At 59.4% G+C, this 19,213-nt stretch carries 12 protein-coding genes; 2 read left to right on the top strand and 10 right to left on the bottom strand.

Annotated elements, in window-relative coordinates; genetic code table 11:
- Positions 1-57 precede the first annotated feature (57 nt).
- On the bottom strand, positions 58-894 hold the full coding sequence (locus ACA051_RS29425; protein WP_497372902.1) for an amino acid ABC transporter permease: 837 nt from the start codon (positions 892-894) through the stop codon (positions 58-60).
- Positions 891-1,712 carry an ABC transporter substrate-binding protein gene (locus ACA051_RS29420; RefSeq protein WP_497372900.1) on the bottom strand — a complete coding sequence of 274 codons (822 nt, stop codon included), beginning with the start codon at positions 1,710-1,712 and terminating at the stop codon, positions 891-893. Before ACA051_RS29420 ends, ACA051_RS29425 begins: the two co-directional genes overlap by 4 nt.
- Positions 1,713-1,822: 110 nt before the next feature.
- Here ACA051_RS29420 and ACA051_RS29415 point away from each other — a divergent pair, with 110 nt between their 5' ends.
- Positions 1,823-2,722: a homocysteine S-methyltransferase family protein gene (locus tag ACA051_RS29415; RefSeq protein WP_497306526.1), complete on the top strand. Its 900-nt coding sequence runs from the start codon at positions 1,823-1,825 to the stop codon at positions 2,720-2,722.
- A 133-nt stretch (positions 2,723-2,855) separates the two neighbouring features.
- On the opposite strand, the gene ACA051_RS29410 is transcribed toward ACA051_RS29415, so the two are convergent.
- The 3 genes from ACA051_RS29410 to ACA051_RS29400 are packed head-to-tail and all read right to left on the bottom strand — an operon-like array spanning position 2,856 to position 4,624.
- On the bottom strand, positions 2,856-3,527 hold the full coding sequence (locus tag ACA051_RS29410) for a GNAT family N-acetyltransferase (protein ID WP_497306524.1): 672 nt from the start codon (positions 3,525-3,527) through the stop codon (positions 2,856-2,858).
- Positions 3,528-3,544: 17 nt separating this feature from the next.
- Positions 3,545-3,991 carry a GNAT family N-acetyltransferase gene (locus ACA051_RS29405; protein ID WP_497306522.1) on the bottom strand — a complete coding sequence of 149 codons (447 nt, stop codon included), beginning with the start codon at positions 3,989-3,991 and terminating at the stop codon, positions 3,545-3,547.
- A 9-nt stretch (positions 3,992-4,000) separates the two neighbouring features.
- Positions 4,001-4,624 (bottom strand): FMN-binding negative transcriptional regulator, encoded by a 624-nt coding sequence (locus ACA051_RS29400; RefSeq protein ID WP_497306521.1) that lies wholly within the window; start codon positions 4,622-4,624, stop codon positions 4,001-4,003.
- Between the two features lie 90 nt (positions 4,625-4,714).
- Between ACA051_RS29400 and pdxR the strand changes: the two genes are divergently transcribed.
- Positions 4,715-6,265: a MocR-like pyridoxine biosynthesis transcription factor PdxR gene (gene pdxR / locus ACA051_RS29395; RefSeq protein ID WP_497372898.1), complete on the top strand. Its 1,551-nt coding sequence runs from the start codon at positions 4,715-4,717 to the stop codon at positions 6,263-6,265.
- Positions 6,266-6,269: 4 nt separating this feature from the next.
- Here pdxR and ACA051_RS29390 read toward each other — a convergent pair whose 3' ends face one another.
- The 5 genes from ACA051_RS29390 to ACA051_RS29370 all read right to left on the bottom strand — a co-directional run bounded on the left by ACA051_RS29390 (position 6,270) and on the right by ACA051_RS29370 (position 19,067).
- Positions 6,270-10,808 (bottom strand): dermonecrotic toxin domain-containing protein, encoded by a 4,539-nt coding sequence (locus tag ACA051_RS29390; RefSeq protein WP_497372896.1) that lies wholly within the window; start codon positions 10,806-10,808, stop codon positions 6,270-6,272.
- A gap of 143 nt (positions 10,809-10,951) precedes the next feature.
- Entirely contained in the window at positions 10,952-15,529 is a 4,578-nt protein-coding gene (locus ACA051_RS29385) for a dermonecrotic toxin domain-containing protein (RefSeq protein ID WP_497372894.1), read from the bottom strand.
- A gap of 152 nt (positions 15,530-15,681) precedes the next feature.
- Positions 15,682-16,782 (bottom strand): polyamine ABC transporter substrate-binding protein, encoded by a 1,101-nt coding sequence (locus tag ACA051_RS29380; protein WP_497372892.1) that lies wholly within the window; start codon positions 16,780-16,782, stop codon positions 15,682-15,684.
- A gap of 12 nt (positions 16,783-16,794) precedes the next feature.
- A complete protein-coding gene (locus tag ACA051_RS29375) occupies positions 16,795-17,826 on the bottom strand; it encodes a histone deacetylase family protein (RefSeq protein ID WP_497306512.1) in 1,032 nt (343 codons plus the stop codon).
- 248 nt (positions 17,827-18,074) lie between these two features.
- Positions 18,075-19,067, bottom strand: a complete 993-nt coding sequence (locus tag ACA051_RS29370; RefSeq protein WP_497306510.1) for an AraC family transcriptional regulator — start codon at positions 19,065-19,067, stop codon at positions 18,075-18,077.
- Positions 19,068-19,213: the final 146 nt, after the last annotated feature.

The following is a 19,213-nucleotide window of genomic DNA, read 5'->3' as shown; positions in this document are numbered from 1 at the left end:
TCCCCTTAAAGATGGCAGCTAGGGATCTGCTGCCGTTCGAGGGCAGCGATCCTTAAACTAACTCCGACTCAAATACGCCTTCCCATAATGCCGCTCCATCCTTGCCTGAATCAGCTCCAGCCCAATCGACATCACCCAGTAAATAATCGCCGCCGTCGTCAGCATCTCGATATACCGATAGCTCGACCGCCCATACGATTGCGCCAAAAACATCACCTCCCAAACCCCCATCACGGAGATCAGCGACGAGTCTTTGAGCATCGAGATGAATTGGTTGGTGGTCGGCGGGATGATGGTGCGCATGGCCTGGGGCAGGGTCACGCGCCAGAAGATCACGGTTTCGCGCATGCCCAGTGCCAGGGAGGCTTCGCGTTGTCCATGGGCGACGCCGAGGATGCCGGCGCGGAAGATTTCGCTAAGGTAGGCGCCGTAGTTCAGTGACAGGGCGATGATGCCAGCGGTGACTGCGCCTGGGACGACGCCCAGTTGCGGCAGGCCGAGGTAGATCAGCAGGATCTGGATCAGTAGCGGCGTGCCGCGAAAGAACGAGGCGTAGAAACTGGCGATGCCGAAGGCCACGGCGCTTTTCGACAGCCGCGCCAGGGCGGTGATGAAACCCAGCAGCGACGATGTCACGATTGAGGCCACGCACAGAAACAGCGTCAGCGCCGCGCCTTGCAGGAAGCCGTTCGGCGCCAGGTGCAGGCCGATCAGGTTGGGCAGTTTGTCGAGGATGATCGAGAACTTCAGGTCGAAGCTCAGAAAAAAACTGGCGAACAAACCCAGCATCGCCGCCCACGTCAGGTACAGCCGCGTGCGGAAACCGAAGATCCGTTGCAGTCTCGACTTAGCCACCGGTTGCGGCGGCTGAGGAGGTTTTGGGAAAGAAGTCATTGACTGATATCGGCGCCGATCCATTTTTGCGAGAGCTTGCTCAGGGTGCCGTCCTGTTTCAGTTGCGCAAAGACCTCACGCACCTTGGCGTCCCACTGAGCGTCACCTTTCTCGATGGCCACCGAGTTCGGCTCCGAATACAGTGGCTCGCCGGCCAGCTTGAAGCGTTTGTCTTCGGTCAGGCGCGGTTGCGCGGTGACGAGGTTGGTGAGGATCGCATCCAGTCGCACACCGGCCCCCAGACCCAGGTCCTGGAACGCCACGTTATCGGTGTCATACGGCGCGATTTGCACGTCCTCGAACGGGTACTGCAACTGGGTGTCTTCAGCGCCTTCGATCACCAGATTTTTGTTCAGGTAACTTTCGTAGCTGGAGGCGCTGGTGAGGCCGACTTTCTTGCCGCTCAGGTCCTTGGCGCTGTGGATGCGATCATCCTTGGCATTGACCACGATCACGGCTGGCGAAGCGTAGTACTCGACGGGGAAGTCGAAGACTTCGGCCCGTGCCTTGCTGGGCGTCATCGAGCAAACGCAGATGTCGTAGCGACCACTCCAGCGACCGGCAGCGATGACGTCCCAGGACGGCGTTTCCAGGCGCAGTTTGACCCCCAGTTTGTCCGCCACGGCTTTGGCCACATCGACGTCAAACCCGTCGAGTTGGTTCTGGTCGTTGAGGAACGAGAACGGTGGGTAGCTTTCCATCAACACGCCCACCAGTTCTTTCTTCTGCTCGATGCGGTCCAGCGTGGCGCCGCCAAAGGCTTGGCCGGAGGCAGCCAGAATCGTCAGGCCCAGGGCCAGTAGTGGTTGAAATTTCACAGTCGATCCCTGAAAAAAGTGGTTGTGATTAACCGAATGGTGCGTATTAAATAGTTATAAGAACTACCTTGGTAGTGAGTTATTTTCATAAGCATATGAGTGAAAAGCATATGAGCGCAGGAAGCACGGTAATTCTGGATGGCGGCATGGGTCGTGAGCTGCAGCGCGCAGGAGCGCCCTTCAGGCAGCCCGAATGGTCGGCGCTGGCCTTGAGTGAAGCGCCGCAGGCAGTAGAGGCGGTGCACGCGGCTTATATCGAAAGTGGTGCCAGCGTGATCACCAGCAACAGTTACGCGGTGGTGCCGTTTCACATCGGCGAAGAGCGTTTTGCGGCTGAAGGCCAGGCGCTCGCTTCGCTGGCCGGTGAGCTGGCGCGGCGTGCGGTGGAGGCTTCGGGCAAGACTGTGCGTGTGGCCGGTTCGCTGCCGCCACTGTTTGGCTCCTACCGTCCGGACTTGTTCGACGCTGCTCGGGTCACTGAATTACTGACGCCTTTGGTCACGGGGCTGGCGCCTCATGTCGACCTGTGGCTGGCCGAAACACAGAGCTCAATCGTTGAGGCGCGGGCGATTCACGCCGGTCTGCCAAAGGATGGAAAGCCGTTCTGGCTGTCTTTTACCTTGAAGGATGAGGACACGGACGAAGTGCCGCGTTTGCGTTCGGGTGAGCCTGTCGCTGAGGCCGCTGCAGTGGCGGCTGAGCTGGGTGTCGAGGCGTTGCTGTTCAACTGCAGCCAGCCAGAAGTGATCGGTGCTGCGATTGATGCAGCGCGGGAAACCTTCCAGCGTTTGGGGGTGAAGATTCACATCGGCGCGTACGCCAATGCCTTCCCGCCACAACCGAAAGAGGCCACGGCCAACGACGGCCTGGACCCGTTGCGCGAGGATCTCGACCCGCCGGGGTATCTGCAGTGGGCGGCCGACTGGAAAGCGCGCGGCGCCAGCCATCTGGGCGGGTGTTGCGGGATTGGGCCGGAGCATATTGCGGTGCTTGCCCAAAAGTTAGCGTGATGCCAATCGTCGGAACGCCGCCCGGAGCCGGCTCGCTCCCACACGGGTTATGTGTTGATCACAACAGTGTGGTCAACCGAAAACCTGTGGGAGCGAGGCTTGCCCGCGAAGGCGTCCGTCCAGGCGCCGAAAATTACCCGCGGCACTCGGCCAGGGTTTTCACCTGCCCGGAATCCGTCTGGTTTTCATCGGATAGCCACCGCTCAAAACCCGCGCCAATCGCCGGCCATTCTGAATCCAGAATCGAATACCACGCGGTGTCCCGGTTCTGTCCCTTGACCACCATGTGCTGTCGGAAGACGCCTTCAAAACTGAACCCCAACCGCTCTGCCGCGTACTTGGAGCGGGCGTTGCCGTTGTTGCATTTCCACTCCAGGCGCCGGTAGCCCAGCGCAAAGGATTCCTTGGCCAGCAAATAAACCGCTTCGGTGCTTTTCGGCGAACGCTGCATCGGCGCGCCGAAGGTTACGTGACCGATTTCGATACGACCTTGCGCCGGGACGATCGACATCAGACTCAGGAGGCCCTGCACATCACCGCTGGCACGGTCGATCACGCAGAAGAAATACGGGTCGCTGTTGGCCGCATGGTTGTTCAGCCAATCGTTGAAAACGCTGCGTTCCGGGAAGGGGCCGTAAGGCAAATAGTCCCAGAGTTTCGGGTCCGATCCCGGGCCTTGCAGGGCTTGCCACAAACCCTCGGCGTGACGCGCCGGGTCGAGTTTTTCCAGGCGGATGAAACGCCCTTCGATGGTTTGAACCGATGGCGCCGGGACGCCTTTCCAGTCTGCGAGTGAAGTCGACATGGTGTTCTCCTTGAACCTTAAAGGGCTTTGCGAAACTGGATGAAACCGGGGCGTTCGGCGATGCGCTCGTAGAGCTGGATCGCGGTGGCGTTGGTTTCGTGGGTCAGCCAGTGGACCTTGCAGCAACCGTCCGCTTTGGCGGTGGCATACACAAACTCGATGAGCTTGCGGCCGATGCCGGTGCCCCGGGTTTGCGGCGTTACCAGCAAGTCTTGAAGGTAGCAGGAGTTTTCGATGCTCCAGTTCGAGCGATGGTAGATGAAGTTCACCATGCCGACCGCTTTGCCATCGACCCACGCCAACGCCGAATGAGTCGGTTCATGCTGATCGAGCATGCGCTGCCAGGTGCTGTCAGTGACCGCCTCGGCCAATTCGGTGTTGTAGAAGCGCAGGTAGGCTAGCCACAGCGGCAGCCAGGCGGCGTGATCGTCGGCGCTGACCGGGCGAATTTCAATCTGACTCATGTTCATTCCTTAACGCATCAATTGGGCGAGGGCCTGGTCGTGCACATCAGGGCTGGCGGCGAGCCCCTCACGCACACCGGCGATGTCTGCGGTGCTGCGGTTCTGGCTGAGCTTGCGTTTGCCTTCCAGACGCTGGATTGGCAGGGCAAATCCGACGATGGCCTTGAGCATGCCGTCGATGTAGTCGGCGGGCGCGTCGGCGACTTTCCACGGTTGCTGGCGACTCGCTTCGTGACGATCGGTCAGCGCGCTGACCAGATTGAGCAGGCGATCGGCATCAGTGAACACGTCGGCTGTTCCGTAAGCGTGCACGGCGACGTAGTTCCAGGTCGGCACGACTTTGCCGTGTTCGGCTTTGCTCGGGTAAAACCCCGGGCTGACGTAAGCGTCGGCACCGGCAAAAATCACCAGTGCTTCGGCGCCGTTCTGCAGTTCCTTCCACTGGGGATTGCCCCGGGCGAAGTGGCCGTAGAGGGTGCCATTCGGGCCCTGTTCAGGATTGAATAACAGCGGCAGATGACTGGCTTGCAAGCCTTGCTCGCCGTGGGTGACCACCATGGCGAGACGCGTGTCGAGTATCTGCTGCTGCAGTTCCTGCAAATCGTTGATGGCAAAACCGCTGGGGTTGTACATGGAAATATTCCTTGGCGAATGCGTTCATCCTAGGCAGGCTATTGGTCTGTTGTAAGAGCCATTAATGACCAATTTCATAGGTCCATTGTCATGAGCGAAGCGCCGCTTTCACTGTCGTTCAACCCCGCCGGTATCGAACTCGACCGTCGCCAAGGCCTGAGTCGCGAGCTCTATCAGGCCTTGCGTCTGCGGGTACTCGATGGACGACTTGCCAGTGGCACGCGATTACCGGCCAGCCGGGATCTGGCGGCGGCATTGGCAATTTCCCGCAACAGTGTGGTGCGGGCCTACGATCAGCTCTATGCCGAGGGGTTTATCGAAGGGCGCGTCGGTGATGGGACTTACGTTGCGCAATTGCCTAAAACCGCAGTACCTGGGAAAAAATTATCCACAAAAGTATCCACAGGGTTGTCAACAGGGTTACCCACAACCTTATCCACAAATTGGCTGGATTTACCTGTGATTCCATCCAGTAAAGTTATCCACAGCGGTGCGTTGGGGCGCGTAGAAAAGAACCATTTTGCCCTGCCACCGAGCGGTCCGCCGCGAGCCTTTCGGGTCGGTGTGCCGGCGTTCGATCTGTTTCCTTTCGAGGTCTGGGCCAAGCTGAATGCGGCTTTCTGGCGTAAACCGGATTTACAGCAACTGTGTTATGGCGATCCGGCGGGTGATGAGCGTTTGCGCGGCATGATCGCCGCGTATTTGCGCAGTTCGCGAGGAATGCAGTGTTCGGCTGAGCAAATAGTGATCACCAGTGGCGCACAGCAGGGGATTAGCCTTTGTGCACAGCTGCTGGTGGAGCCGGGCGATGGGGTGGCGATCGAGAATCCGGGGTATCGGGCGGCAGGTCATGCGTTCGCCGTGGCCGGTGCGCGATTGCATGGCGTGGCGGTGGACAGTGAGGGCATCGACTGCACCGAATTGAACGGCCTCAGCGATTGTCGGCTGGCGTATGTCACGCCGTCGCATCAATACCCGACCGGGGTGGTGATGAGCCTGGCGCGACGTCTTGAGTTACTGGCCTGGGCCGAACGCACCCAAGGCTGGATCGTCGAGGACGACTACGATGGCGAATACCGCTACAGCGGCGCGCCACTGGCCCCGTTGGCCGCCCTCGACCGGCAGGGCCGGGTTTTGTACGTCGGGACGTTTGGCAAAGTTGCCTTCCCGGCGCTGCGCCTGGGTTATCTGGTATTGCCGCCAACGCTGGTGCAGGCGTTCTCGCAACGGCGGGCGGTGGACGTCCGGCATTCCGAGGTCAGTACCCAAGCGGTCATGGCCGAGTTCATGGCCGCCGGGCATTTCCAGCGGCATATCCGCCGCATGCGCCGCGCGGCCCTGAGCCGCCGCAATACCTTGCTGGCCGGTTGGCCGCAGAATATTCCCGGCATCGGCAACCTGCCGAGTGTTGCGGCAGGGCTGCATCTGACCGTGGCGGTCGACTCACAGGCCCGCGAGCGCGAACTGGTGGAGCAGGCGGCCAGCGTCGATGTCGAGATCAATGCGCTGAGCGGCTACTGGTTGCCCGACTCGACAAAACCTGCGGACCAGCGTGCCGGGCTGGTCCTGGGGTTCGCGGCGGTGCCCGAGGCGGCCATCAGCGCCGCACTCGGGCGACTGGAAAAGGTCTGGCGTCGTTAAGTGGCTACGCTGCGGTGTTTGCCTGTGGTTCCAGTTCCAGGAACAGTTTTCGTAGCGCAGGATCTTGTAACTTCCTGAACACCCCATCGATGGGTTCGAAGGTGGTCAACGCCTGTTGCTGTTCCAGTGGCAGCGTTTTCAGATAGTCATCTGACACTTTCAAATGGGCCGCGGTGGGTGTACTCGCCGGACTCGACAGCGTCTCGTAGTGGAAGTGCGCCACCCATAACGGCTGATTGCGGGCCTTGTCGAAAATCCGGTACTCCTGGAAAAAGTCGCCGAGCCCTCGGGTCTGTATGCGCCCACGTCTATCGCGGCTGATGTCGAGCTGCCCGTTTTCATGCATCCATTTGAAAATGCTCTGGGACGGTTTGCGGCGCGTGTAAAGGTCGGCGCGAACACTGACCCCTTCCTTGCGCAGACGAGTGGCCCCATCACGTAACTCTCGGCTCAACGTGGCAACCGGGACAGGCGAGGCTTCGTCCTTCCTGCTGTTGATCACGGCTTGATCAACGCTGCTGGCAGCCTGCTCCAGTTTCAATGCCTGCTGATCGAACACATCCTGAATGTCGGCAGGGATGCGTCTTGGGAGTAAAGCGTCCTTGCGGGTGCGTTCAATGAATGTGTTCGTGTCCAGGTTCAGCTCGATGCCGGCCTCGATCGTTCCCGCATCATCCAGCACCGGAACGGTTTGTTGATAAACCGCGGGGGTAAATGACCTGAGCGGATCCACCGTGGTTTTTTCGGGTTCATTTTTTCCGAAGTCCCGCGGCCGGGTCTTGCGCACCTTGATTGGTTGTCGTGACGTACCCGGTTGTACTCGTTCTACAGGAGGCTGTACGGCCATGGGTTCCGGTTCCGGGAGCAACGTCTGTAACCGGTTTTGTGCGAGCTGCGCGAACTCATCGATGAGCGATTGCACATGATCGAGCCTGGTTTGCTTGAACAGTCCAGGGTACGTGCCCGGCAATTCCTTAAGGCGCTGGTCAGCGTCGGCAAATGTCTCCATGAGACTGTTCAATTCCTCGACATGCGTCTGCACATCGGAATGTTCGCCTTCGCCTTTCATCAGGTCCGCCGTTTGAATCGCGGCCCTCGCGGCGCTCGCAGCAATATGCCCCATCGCCTTACGAGCCTGCTGCATCAGGGGGCTAGCCTGGTCATTGAGGCACAACTCCTGCGCCATGCCGATCTCGTTGGCCTTGATATCCAGCACGGTAAACGAAGGCGCCAGTTTTCTGATCTGCATCGCGCGTTCAATGCCAGGTCGTCCGGCCGCGTGCATGTCCTCAAGTGTTGACGTAAACAGGGTCAGCTTTTCAATCATCTCGTCACCGATGTCGGACGCTTTCTGCACATTGTCGACGAACGTTTGCCAGGCAACAGGTTCGTTTTGTTGGCCTCTGGTTAAAGCACGGGTGGCCAGACCATACTCGGATCGTTTCAGGACAAACCACAAAGACAGATTCTTCTGCAACTCCACGCTTATGCGAAGCAAGTCTTCCCGGTAGTTTTCCGTGCCGCCGAGGGTGCGCCATTCGCGCAGTTGTTCCAGCGCCTGGCGATACTCGCCGATCGTTGCCTCCAGTTTTTCCATGTACGCCGCCGTTCGTGGATCGTAGTTTCCGGCGTTGGCCTGCCCGATGCGGTCATGTAACGTTTTCAGTTCGGTTTCCTTCGCCTTTTCCAGGCTTTTGAAGGCGCTCAGGACCTCCTCCAGATGGCCTCTGCGCTGCTCGTCAACCGCCTCCTGGTGGCGGCTGAACGCATTTCCGGCCCCCCCTCGCAAACGCAGACGCAGGTCGAGCACCCATTGCCCGTGGCCGTTATCCATGAGCATCGGGCCGTTGCGCTCAGGCTGATCCGGGTAAACGATATGAACCTCCTCGTCGCCTTTCACGTCGACGTAAAACCACCGATCAGCTACCTGTGCGTAGTTTCTGAAGTTATGTTGGTAAAAATGCGGAGGGGCTTCTTTAGCCTTCGTAACGTTTGCGCTGGCAATATCGAGAGCCGCGACTTTGAGCGTGTCCAGGTAAGCGCCCAGTGCGGTTGGTGTTCGGCGTGGAACCGAGCCGGCCAGCGCCAGGGATGAAAGATGACTGGTCGGAAGATCCGGGGCCAGTGGGGCGGGATTGAGCGTGACAGCCACGGGCTCGACCAGGGGCTGCGCAGCCTTCTCCCTCGACAGCTGCTCGATCCGGGGTTTGCTTGAAACCCTTCTGCGTCGCATCACCGCGTGATGGCTGAGGATAATGCCGATCGCCAGCAGAATGTCCGACACCGACGTCCATTCGATGAAGCGGTCATCCTGGTCATGGGCATCGAGTGCCTGTTGAATCTGATTGATGGTTTGCCAGACCCAGACGGCGGTGCCGACCGCACCGCTGAGAAAATTCGAGGCGACGTTGAAGAGCGCCCAGCCACTGTCCTTCAACACGTCCCAGCGCCGTTTGGCATTGGATTGCGATTGCCGGTCGGCAAGGTTGACCAGCATCCGTGCGTTGCTTTTGAACAGCGCAGACAGAATGTCTCCGGTGATCTCGACGCTTTCGAGCACCACGCGCCCGAACTTGTCTGCGCGCTGCAATGGATTGACGATCTGTTCCGCGATCAGCCACGGAGAGGGCAGTCCGGTGGGAAAAACAGAGCGGGCATATTCAACGCTCAGGTTTTCATCGGGCAACCAGGCCAGCACCGTATCCCTGACGTCACCGGGTTGATGCAACGCGTACAAAAGATTTTGCCTTGAGGGGTATTGCAGCAGGGGCTCATCGAGCATCGGCCGATAGAGCAGACAAGGTCCGCTGTGTGCGTCTCGAGGACTGATGACGAACACGTTGTCGACGGTATCGCTGCTGCTGATCAAGCGATGTTGCGGCGTCAGGGTCAGCGGGTAGAGGGCGATGGTATTGGTGGCGACATCGGGATCGAGCAGCTCGCAGATGTATCGGTAACCGCGCTCGTCCACACCGGTTTCTGGCTTGAATCTGGCCTCTAATGCCTGCAGCGGCAGCAAAGAACGCAATTGATCGCGATAGAATTTTTCCTGACGTCGGGAGGCAACCGGGTCCTCCAGCAGCTTGGGCTTGATCAGTTCGGGGTAAGCCTTTGCGATGTCCACTCGAGCAGACACGGTGGTTAGAAATTCAGCGGTGAGCCAATCCGCTACGGTCTCCCCACTCTTGAAAAATACGGTCGCCATGTAGGGCGCTTCGTTCTCCATAGCGAAGTCGGCCAGTGTTTCAATGCGTTGATCAAGGGGGTTGGGGAGGGTGAAATTGCCGGAGGTAAAGCTGTTGGTGATTTTGATCCGCACATCATCGAGCGCAAGACTCGCGGCGCCGACCGCCAGTGGATCGGCGACGATCGCTTCACGCATCAGTTGCTGGGCATAGTCGGTGATGGACGGGATCTCTGCGCTGGCCAATTTGCTGTCCGGTTGGCGATACAACTTGCCGAGCGCATTGATGTATCGGCTGTAGTCTTGGATATCCTCGGATGAGGCTTTGCGCAACCAATCGGGGATCGCTTTGTTCAGGTGCAGGAGTCGCGCTTTTTCGTTGGGGTCAAGTCCGGTTTTGGGCTCGACCTCGATCTCGTCTGCCGCGGCCTCAATAAACTGCAGTGAGTTAATGGCATCCATTTGTGACGACACCAACGCCCACGCCATGTGATCGAAGACGTTGCCTTCCGGCTCGTAAAGCCGCCACGTCAGATCGCGTCCTGCGCGTTGTTCTTCCAGGCGTGCGGGAAGCGAGTTGCCCAATTCATCCATCGAACTGAACGACTCATACGCGCGCTCGATGGTGTACATCACCAGCAGTTGGCGCTTGCGATACGTGGTCTTGAGCACTAGCGCGCCGCCGATCAATAGATGGCGGGTGATGTCATTCTCGACGGTATCGATATCAAGAAGGCACGCCTGAATGGCGGAAAATTCGCTGTTTACATTTTTACGGGTGGTTTTGTCCGGGTCGATGAATACTTCCCGCGCCATCGCGCATTCATCGGCGTCCCAGCCTTTGACCTTCTGCACGTTCAACGCCTTGCGCAGCGTGTCGGAAAGCTCGTGCCAGCGGGGGATCGCATGCCCCTTGGCATTCCAGAACGCCAGTTGCCGTGCTTGAGCCTCGACGAACAGTATCGACGCCGAATCATTGAGTATCTTTGCAATGTCCTCGATGCAGACGGCGAGGTGAACCGGGTTTTTGCTGCCCGGCTCGAGGGTCAGGAAGTGCTCGCCTTCGAGATAGTTGGCCGTTGTTCCATACAGGCCCTGGCGCATCAGCGCCAAGGTCAGTGACTCGAACTCGGTTTGGCCCGCTTCGACATGGTCGTCCACGATGAGCCATTGAGGGGTGCCGACGTAGGCGTCATCAGGGTCGATCTGCAATTCTGGCGAGGTTTTTTCCAGTGCCTGGCGCAGCAGGTACGAAGCCACTTCGTTGAGCGTTGGGCCGTGGCTGGTCAGGCTCACCAGATCACTGGTTTCCACTAAGGGTGTCGAGTCAGTTCGGGGCAGTGAAGTGTTGTTGCTCATGGCGAATACCTCGGCGCAATGACGAGGCCGGGAAAGCCTCTTGGGGCATCGAAGGTAATCAGCCATCGCCCATCGGGGGCGGTAGATAGATATCGCGGGCAAAAAAATAGACCCGCGAATGCGGGTCTCGGGTTCAGCACGGTTTAGGACCCTGAGGCCGGCACTTTTGCGAAGAACAGGGTGGTCGCCAGTTGCGCACTGATTTCGCTGCGGTAGATCGAGATAGCCTGGAGGTCGTCGTTGGCGTTGCGGGCCTCGGTTGCGCCGCCCAGCAGCCGTTGCTGCACGGTTTTCAGGTGCGCCGCGGTGAAGGTTTGTGCAGGCGAAGCGGGCTGCGCATAGTGGAAGTGGGCATACCACAGAATACTTTGGCTGCTGTGATCGCGGACCTCATATTCCTCGAGATAGTCTCGTTTACGGCTTTTGAGCAAGCGTCGGCCGAGGTTCTTGACGATGTCGACCTGACCTTCGCTTTGCAGCCACAGGACGCGCTCCGCCGTCGGTGGCTGTAGTTTGGTCATGCTGATTCGCGTCACGCGTCCCTGGTTGTAGAGTCTGGTTGCTCCGTCGTTCAGTTGCTTGGCCACCATGACGGCGGATCCCGGACCACCGTCGGTGGAGTTGGTGGCGATCAGCGCTGCGTCGATTGCACTGGCGGCGTCCTGCAGTCGGTGAGCCTGCTGATGAAACATTTCCTCAATTTCCACGGGTATTCGTCGCGTGCCTTTTGAGTGGGCCTGCGTTCGACGAATGAACGCATCCAACCCATCCAGCAATGCCTGGCCTTGAGCAGTGCTTGCACTCAAGTCTGGTTGGACGCCGCCGGGGGTGACCTGTTTCGGGGCCACTCTTTCAACCCAGACCCCCGGGGTCTTCTCATGAAAGGTCGAGATGACTTTACCGGTCAACGCCGAGGTCACATCAATCAGTTCTGACCCTTGCGTTACGGAGTCGGCACGTGGCTGGCCCACCACCGTACCTTTGTAACGGGTCTTGATGATTCGTTTGGCGGGAGCGGTCGGCGGACGGGAAGGGCCGGGTAGCGGCTCGAGCGCCTGGCGTTCCCGCAGCAAGTTCGCCAGATGTTTCACGGTGTGCTGCTGAAAACCCTCGAGACGTTGGCGCATCAAGTCGAGGGGTGGTTGCAGGAACTGACCGGGAAATTCCGTGGGCAGATCGACGATGCGCTGGTCGGTGATCGTCAGTTGCTCCACCAGATCGCTGAGCCCATCGATCCGCTCCGGCAAGTGCAGCACTTCTTCGTCAGCGATCAGGTCCAGTGAGGCCTGAATCGCTAGGCCTGCATTTTCGACAATGCGCTCCAGTGCCTGGCGCGCTTCAGGTGCGGGCTCAACGCGGTTGTCGAGGCACAACTCTTGACCGAGTGTGATCTGGAACAGTTTGAGGTCCTGTAAATCGAAGGACGGCATGTTGGCTTTGACGTCGCGGATCACTTCGATGGCTTCTTTGCCGAGCAGGTTCAGTTGCTCGAAGCACGCTTGCGCAGATTCGATTTTGTTGATGTAGCTGGCGGTCAACGCGCCGGTGAGTTGATGGGTTTGCCGAGTGGTCTGTGTGTTTTCCGTTGGCGGGTTGTCGAGAAGATCGAGGGAGAGGCGCATTTGATTGCCGAAAACCGGCTGCTGGTGACCGAACCATTTTTGCAGCAGCGAAAGCTGGAAATCCAGGCGACTGATCATTGCTTTTCGGTAATTGGGAATCGCCTCGCGAGCATTGAAGGCTTTTATCTGTTCCATGTTGGTGCTGAGGAGTGACATCTGCGCGTCTAGCATTTCAAGGTACAAGCGGCGATGGGTGTCGGTGGCTGTAGGCGCCTGTGCGTTTTTTTGAGCTTCCTTGAGTTCTGTTTCGCGGCTTTGGGCCTGGCTTTCGAACGCGATCATTTGCTGTTTCAGTTCAGCCTGGCGTTGCCGGTTTTGTTGTTCCAGCCGTTGTTTCTCCTTGCCCCCGGCCTTGAGCCTCAGCCGCGTATCGATAAACCATTCGCCCCTGGCGTTCTTGATCAGCAGCGGCCCTTTGCGTAAGGGAGACCGGCGCGAGTCAATGATCTGCACATCGTCATTGTCGTTGAGGCTGACTTCGAACCATCGCTGGCCAACCTTCGCATGCCATTTCCCCGAGAGTGAACTGAGGTGTTGGTGAGGACCAGGCTCGCTGGAGGCGGCTGCCATTCCTTTGGGTTCGGCGATGGCCAGTTCATCGAGCAAGACACCCAAGGATGTAGGCGGCAGCGTCGCGATGACATGCAGCGACGTCTCATGGGCCGCTGGAAGCTGATTGAGGTCGGGCAGACGGGTGACCGTGATGGTGTGGGCAGGCTTGCTTTCGGGCGTGATGGATGGCGGCTGGACTTTCTCGGGCAACCGCGAGACGGGCTTGTTGCGAGTGGCGGCCCGATGGGCCAGCACCATGCCGAGGGTCAACAGCAGATCGGTCAGGGCAGACCAGCCAAGTTGGCTGTCGTCGCTCTCTGCGGCATCGGTAATGTCCTGCAAGTCGTCCATGATCTGCCAGATCCACGCGGCCACCCCGGCGGTGCGACCGAGAAAGGGCAGCGCGACATTGAACAGCATCCATGTGCCTTGCTTGAGCGTTGCCCAGCGGGCTTGCGCATTGGACACCGATTGCTGGTCCGCCAGGGTGATCATGGCGTTGGCGTTGGCTTTGAACAGGGCGGCCAGTGGCGCGTCATCGAGGGCTTCTGCACTGAGCGTCACCGCACCCATTTTGCCCAGGGCTGACGTGGGATCGACCAACAATTGGGTCAGCGTCCAGACCGAAGGCAACTCACCCGAAAACACATACTGGGAATAGTTGAAGCGCACATCGTCGGACAGCCAGGCCAGGATCGATTGGCGAAGCGGTTTTTCGTGCTTGATTGCATACAGCAGATTGGCCTCGCTCGGGTACTGCATCAGCGAGGGAGTGAGCAATGGTCGGTACAGAATGCACGGTCCTTTATCGGTGAGTCGTGGACCGATGACGAACATATTGGCGACTTCATCGCCTTTGCTGCCGGCGCGATCACCGGTCTTGAAGGCCAGCGGTCGAATGACAATCTCCAGCCCGTTTACCCTGCGGTCGGCAGCGTTTTGCTGCATGACGGCATTGACGTACTGGTAACCGCGCTCATCAATACCCGCCTCGCCGCGCATCTTGTGCTGCAGCGCCTGCATGGGCAGCTGGGTACGCAGATGGCGGGTGTAGAGGGCCTGTCGTCGCAACGCTTCTTGCGGATCATTAAGCAACTTGCGCTTGATCAGCGCCGGGTAAACCCCGCCGATATCGACCAGCGTGACGAGCTTTTCAAGATAGGCTGGGGTCATCCACACGGGCACAGCGTCGCCGTTTTTGCAGCTCACCGTCTTGTTTCCAAGCGGAACGGCAATCAGGTTTTGCAGCGCCAGCTCGATCAGCGACAGCGTGGTGGTTTGCGTCTTGCCGGGTATCACGACAGCGCCCAGCACCACGACGCTGGTGATGCTGATTTCAATGTTTTGCAGGTCCAGGTCCGCTGCCGCTGAATGATCCTTGATCATCTGCGCTTGCAGGGCCTGAAGCGCAAACGCCGGCAGTGACGCGATGCCTTCGTCGAAGGTTTTTCCAGCGTCCTGTTCCCTAAGCTGCGCCAGGTCCATCAAGCGTCGGCTATACCGGGTGAGGTCCGCTGACGACGCGTTTTTCAGCCAGCCGGTCAGTAACCCCTGAACCTTGTTGAAGCGTGACGACGGCAGGGCTTCAAATTCAGTGAAGCTTTTTGCCGCGGCACTGATTTGCGGTGAAAGATGTGTGGCAGAAGTGCGCTGGACCGCACTGAATGAACCGATGGCTTCGACATCGAGCGCAATCAGCGCGCAGGCCTGGTGGTGAAAGAAGTTGCCCTCGGGCTCATACAGACACCATTGCAGGGTTTGCCCGACGCTTGACGTTTCAGGGTGTGCGAACACGGCTTCACCCAGTGCGGCAACCGAGTCGTAACGCTGGAACCCTTCGGTAATCGAGTGCGTCAGCACCAGGGTGCGCGTGCCCAATGTGCCCACGAACACGGCGACATCCAGAACGCGCAGGTGTTCGCTGACTGCGTTCTCAAGCCGATCGGTGTCGATCAGGCAGGCCTTGGTCTGGTACTTGTCCTGTGTCCGAGTTGCGCGATTCGGATAATCGAATACGGCTTGGGCCATGGCTTTTTCATCCGCATCCCAGTCTGAGGCGGGATCGGGGCTCCAGATGTCCTGCAACGATTGCGCGAGCGAATGCCAGCGCGGCGTCGAAGGGCTTGTCTCCTGGTTCCAGTAATCAAGCTGTTGTTGCTGATAGGCGATGAACAACTGCGGTGCGAGCGCATTGAGCAGACACCCGATGGCATCGATTTTCACCGGCAGTTGAGCCTGCGGTTCAGCGCCCGGTTGCAGGGTCAGGAAATGTTCTCCATCGATGAGCGTCACCGTCGATCCTGATAAACCGAGTTGTACCAGCACATCGGTGAGCGATTCATACACGTTAGGGCCGGACACGACCTCCGTGCCGGTATCGAACCAGGTCGGGGTGACGACCGTGGCGAGCGTTGGATCAATCTTGAGCTGCGGATACAGCGCGTTGAGCGCAGGGCTCAGCGCGGTCGCTGCGACCTCTCTGATCGAAGGGCCGGTGACCAGCTGGGTCAGTACCTCTTCTGCACTCGGGGCAACGGTTTCGGACATGGTCGTCTCCTGACTGAGAACGCGCCGCTGCTGATTGCGCAGCGCGGAATCGGGAAAAGGTATCGGGCGGCCCAAGCAGTCGGGTGGTACATAAATATTGCAGGCAAAAAAAAGACCCGCGTCGCCGCGGGTCTTCGGTTTTCAGTCGGGTATCAGGTCCCGGACTTGATCTTGGTCCAGACCCGGGTCCGCGCACGTTCGGCATCGCGCGGCAACGGTTGCAGGATGTACAGCGTGCCCATCGCCGTTTCGGTCGGGTACAGGTTCGGGTTGTTGCGGATCGCCGGGTCGACCATTTCCGTGGCGTCCTTGTTCGGGTTCGGGTAGCCGACGAAATCGCTGACCGGTGCGATCACCTGGGGTTGCAGCAGGTAGTTGATGAAGGTGTAGGCGTCTTCCGGGTTCTTCGCGCCTTTAGGGATCGCGAGCATGTCGAACCAGATTGGCGCGCCTTCTTTGGGCAGGCGCATGTCGACGACCACACCGTTCTTGGCTTCCTTGGCGCGGTTGGCGGCCTGGGAGAAGCTGCCGGAATAACCGACCGCGACGCAGATGTCGCCGTTGGCAATGTCCGCCATGTATTTGGAGGAGTGGAAGTAGGTGATGTACGGACGGATTTTCATCAACAGCGCTTCAGCCTTTTCGTAGTCCGCCGGCTTCTTGCTGTTGGGGTCCAGGCCGAGGTGTTGCAGGGCCAGCGGCAGGATCTCCGACGGCGAATCGAGCAGGGCGACGCCGCACTGCTTGAGCTTGCTGATGTTCTCTTCCTTGAAGATCAGGTCCCAGCTGTCCACCGGCGCATTGTCGCCCAGCGCGGCTTTGACCTTGTCCGGGTTGAAGCCGATCAGGATGGTCCCGTACATGTACGGCACGGCGAATTTGTTGCCCGGGTCGTTGCCTTCGAGCAGTTTCATCAGCTTCGGATCGAGGTGGTTCCAGTTCGGCAATTTGCTGCGGTCCAGCGGCTGGAACACGCCGGCTTCGATCTGCTTGGCGAGGAACACGTTGGACGGCACCACCACGTCGTAGCCGGAGTTGCCGGTCAGCAGCTTGGCCTCGAGTGCTTCGTTGGTGTCGAAGATGTCGTAGACCAGTTTGGTCTGGGTGTTCTGCGCCTTGAAGTCTTCCAGCGCCTTGGGAGTGATGTAGTCGAACCAGTTGTAGACGCGCAACGTTCGCTCTTCAGCGTGGGCGGCGCCACCGAGTACCGTGGCGCACAGTACCGGTGCGATAAAACGCGTGAGTCTGTTCATTGTTCTAATTCCTCATTGGGCGCTTTCAAAACCTTCGAGAACGTTCACGGCATTGATGCCGATTTCTTCTACCGCGTAACCGCCTTCCATCACGAACAGCGTCGGCTTGCCGAGCTTCGCGATGCGCGCGCCCATGGCCAGGTAATCCGGGCTGTCGAGCTTGAACTGGGAGATGGGATCGTCCTTGAACGTATCGACACCCAGGGACACGACGACGATATCAGCGCCGTATTTTTCGATCTCGTTGCAGGCTTGTTCCAGTGCTGCACTCCAGCTGTCCCAGCCGCTGCCGGCCGGCAAAGGGTAGTTGAAGTTGAAGCCTTCGCCGGCGCCTTCGCCGAGCTCGTCTTCATAGCCGAGGAAGAACGGAAATTCGGCTTCCGGGTGGCCGTGAATCGAGGTGAACAGCACATCGCTGCGTTCGTAGAAAATCGATTGGGTGCCGTTGCCGTGGTGGTAGTCGACGTCGAGGATCGCGACCTTTTTGTGGCCCTGATCGAGGAACGCCTGAGCGGCGATGGCCGCGTTGTTGAGGTAGCAATAACCGCCCATCAAGTCGCTGGCGGCGTGATGTCCCGGTGGGCGGCACAGCGCGAAAGCACTGCGAGCGCCACGCTGGATGGCCGCTTGCGCGGTGAGGGCCACTTGCGCCGCGCTGTATGCCGCTTGCCAAGTGCCGGCGGTGATCGGGGCGCCGCCGTCGAAGCTGTAATAGCCGAGCTGGCCGTGCAGGCTGGTGGGGATAATCCGGCGCAAGGTGCGGGCTGGCCAGGTGTAGGGCAGCAAGTCGCCGTCGGTATTGAATTCGGTCCAGCGCGCCCAGGCGCCTTTGAAGAACTCGAGGTAGTCGCGGCTGTGGATGCGCGCGATCGGGTCGAGGCCGAAATCCTGCGGCGCTTCGACCGGGCCGAGGTGTTGCGTTTGCACACGTTGCAGCACATGGTCGGCCCGCGAGGGCATTTCGAAGCAGGGCATCAGTTGCCCGTCCATCAGTTCACAACGGCCGTGGTGCAGGTGGTGATCGTCCGAGTAGATCGTCAGCATTTCTTGTTCTCCGCAGGCTGATTCGGTTGAACACAGTCTTGCGGCGCAGCCCGATTCGGAGAACGGCAGGAAAGGCCAAAAGGGGATTGATATGGCCAAAAAGTTTGACCGAAATTCGCCCCTTGTTGGCACGACTGTGCCCCGGTGTTGGGCACTCACCCCTGTAGGAGCGAGGCTTGCCCGCGAAGCCTTTGGCGTACTTGAAGACGCCTTCGCGGGCAAGCCTCGCTCCTACAGAGAGTTGGGGGTCAAGGGCGGAACTGACTCGGCGCCACACCACTCCAGCGCACAAACGCATGGCGGAAACTCGCAGTTTCGCTGAAACCCAGCGCCTCGGCGATCCGGTAGATCGGCAGCTGATCTTCGCAAAGCATCAACTTGGCCTGCTCGAAGCGTAACTCATCGAGCAATTCCTGATAGCTGCACCCCAGGTCCTTGAGATGGCGGCGCAAGGTGCGCGCTGAACAATTCATCTGTAGGGCCAAACCTTCCAGCCCTGGCGCTGCGTTCAGTTGCGCACGGAGCAACTGCCGAATCCGCCCCAGCCACGCCTGACGCCCGGTGAATTCGGTGTTCTGCTTGCGGCAGCGGTCGACCATGGCCTGATGGGTGATGACATCGGCCAGCGGCAAAGGCTGGTCGAGCCAGCGCTTGTCGAAGGCGAAGGCGTTATCGCGCGCGTCGAAGTGCAGTGGGCAGTTGAAGTGTTCGGCGTAGGTCGCCTGATAATCCGGCGCGGCATGTTCCAGGCGAGCCGCGAGCAATGGCAGCGGGTGCCCAAGCAGGTCGTCGCAAATGACTTTCAACGACACCAGGCAGAACTCGGCGTTGAACACCGCCAGCGCCGGGCTCTCCCGGTAATCGGCGGCCACGAACCAGATGCGCTCGCCGTCCTCTGCCAGGCTCAACTCGAAAAGTGTTCCCAACAGCGCCGGAAAACGCATCGCCAACCGCAAAGCGTCACCGAAGGTGGCACAGGTGAGCAGCGCATAACCGAGCATGCCGTAGGACGAAACGTGCATCCGCCGGCCCAGTTCCAGGCCGATATCACGCTTGAGCGCGACCGCGTTGGCGCAGACCTGCATCTCCTGGTTGGTGGTGATGCGCGTGTCCGCCCGGCTCAGATCCGCCGCGCTGATGCCACTTCCCGCGAGCAGCGCTTCGCTGGACAAGCCTTCGGCCTTGAAGGTGTTGAGCACCAGGGAGACGGCGTTGAGGGTGGTGAGGTGGGAGTGGAGCATGGGTGTTCCAGCCTTGGGATGCTGGAACGGCAGCAAGTTGTATGCCGGGAACTGAACCTGTAGGAGCGAGGCTTGCCCGCGAAGCTTTTGGCGTATTCGAAGACCCCTTCGCGGGCAAGCCTCGCTCCTACAGGTCCTGCGGTGTG

It is taken from the genome of Pseudomonas sp. LBUM1669 (assembly GCF_059695705.1).
Note: the sequence above shows the minus strand (reverse complement) of the source record. Positions and strands in the feature narration are given on the sequence as shown.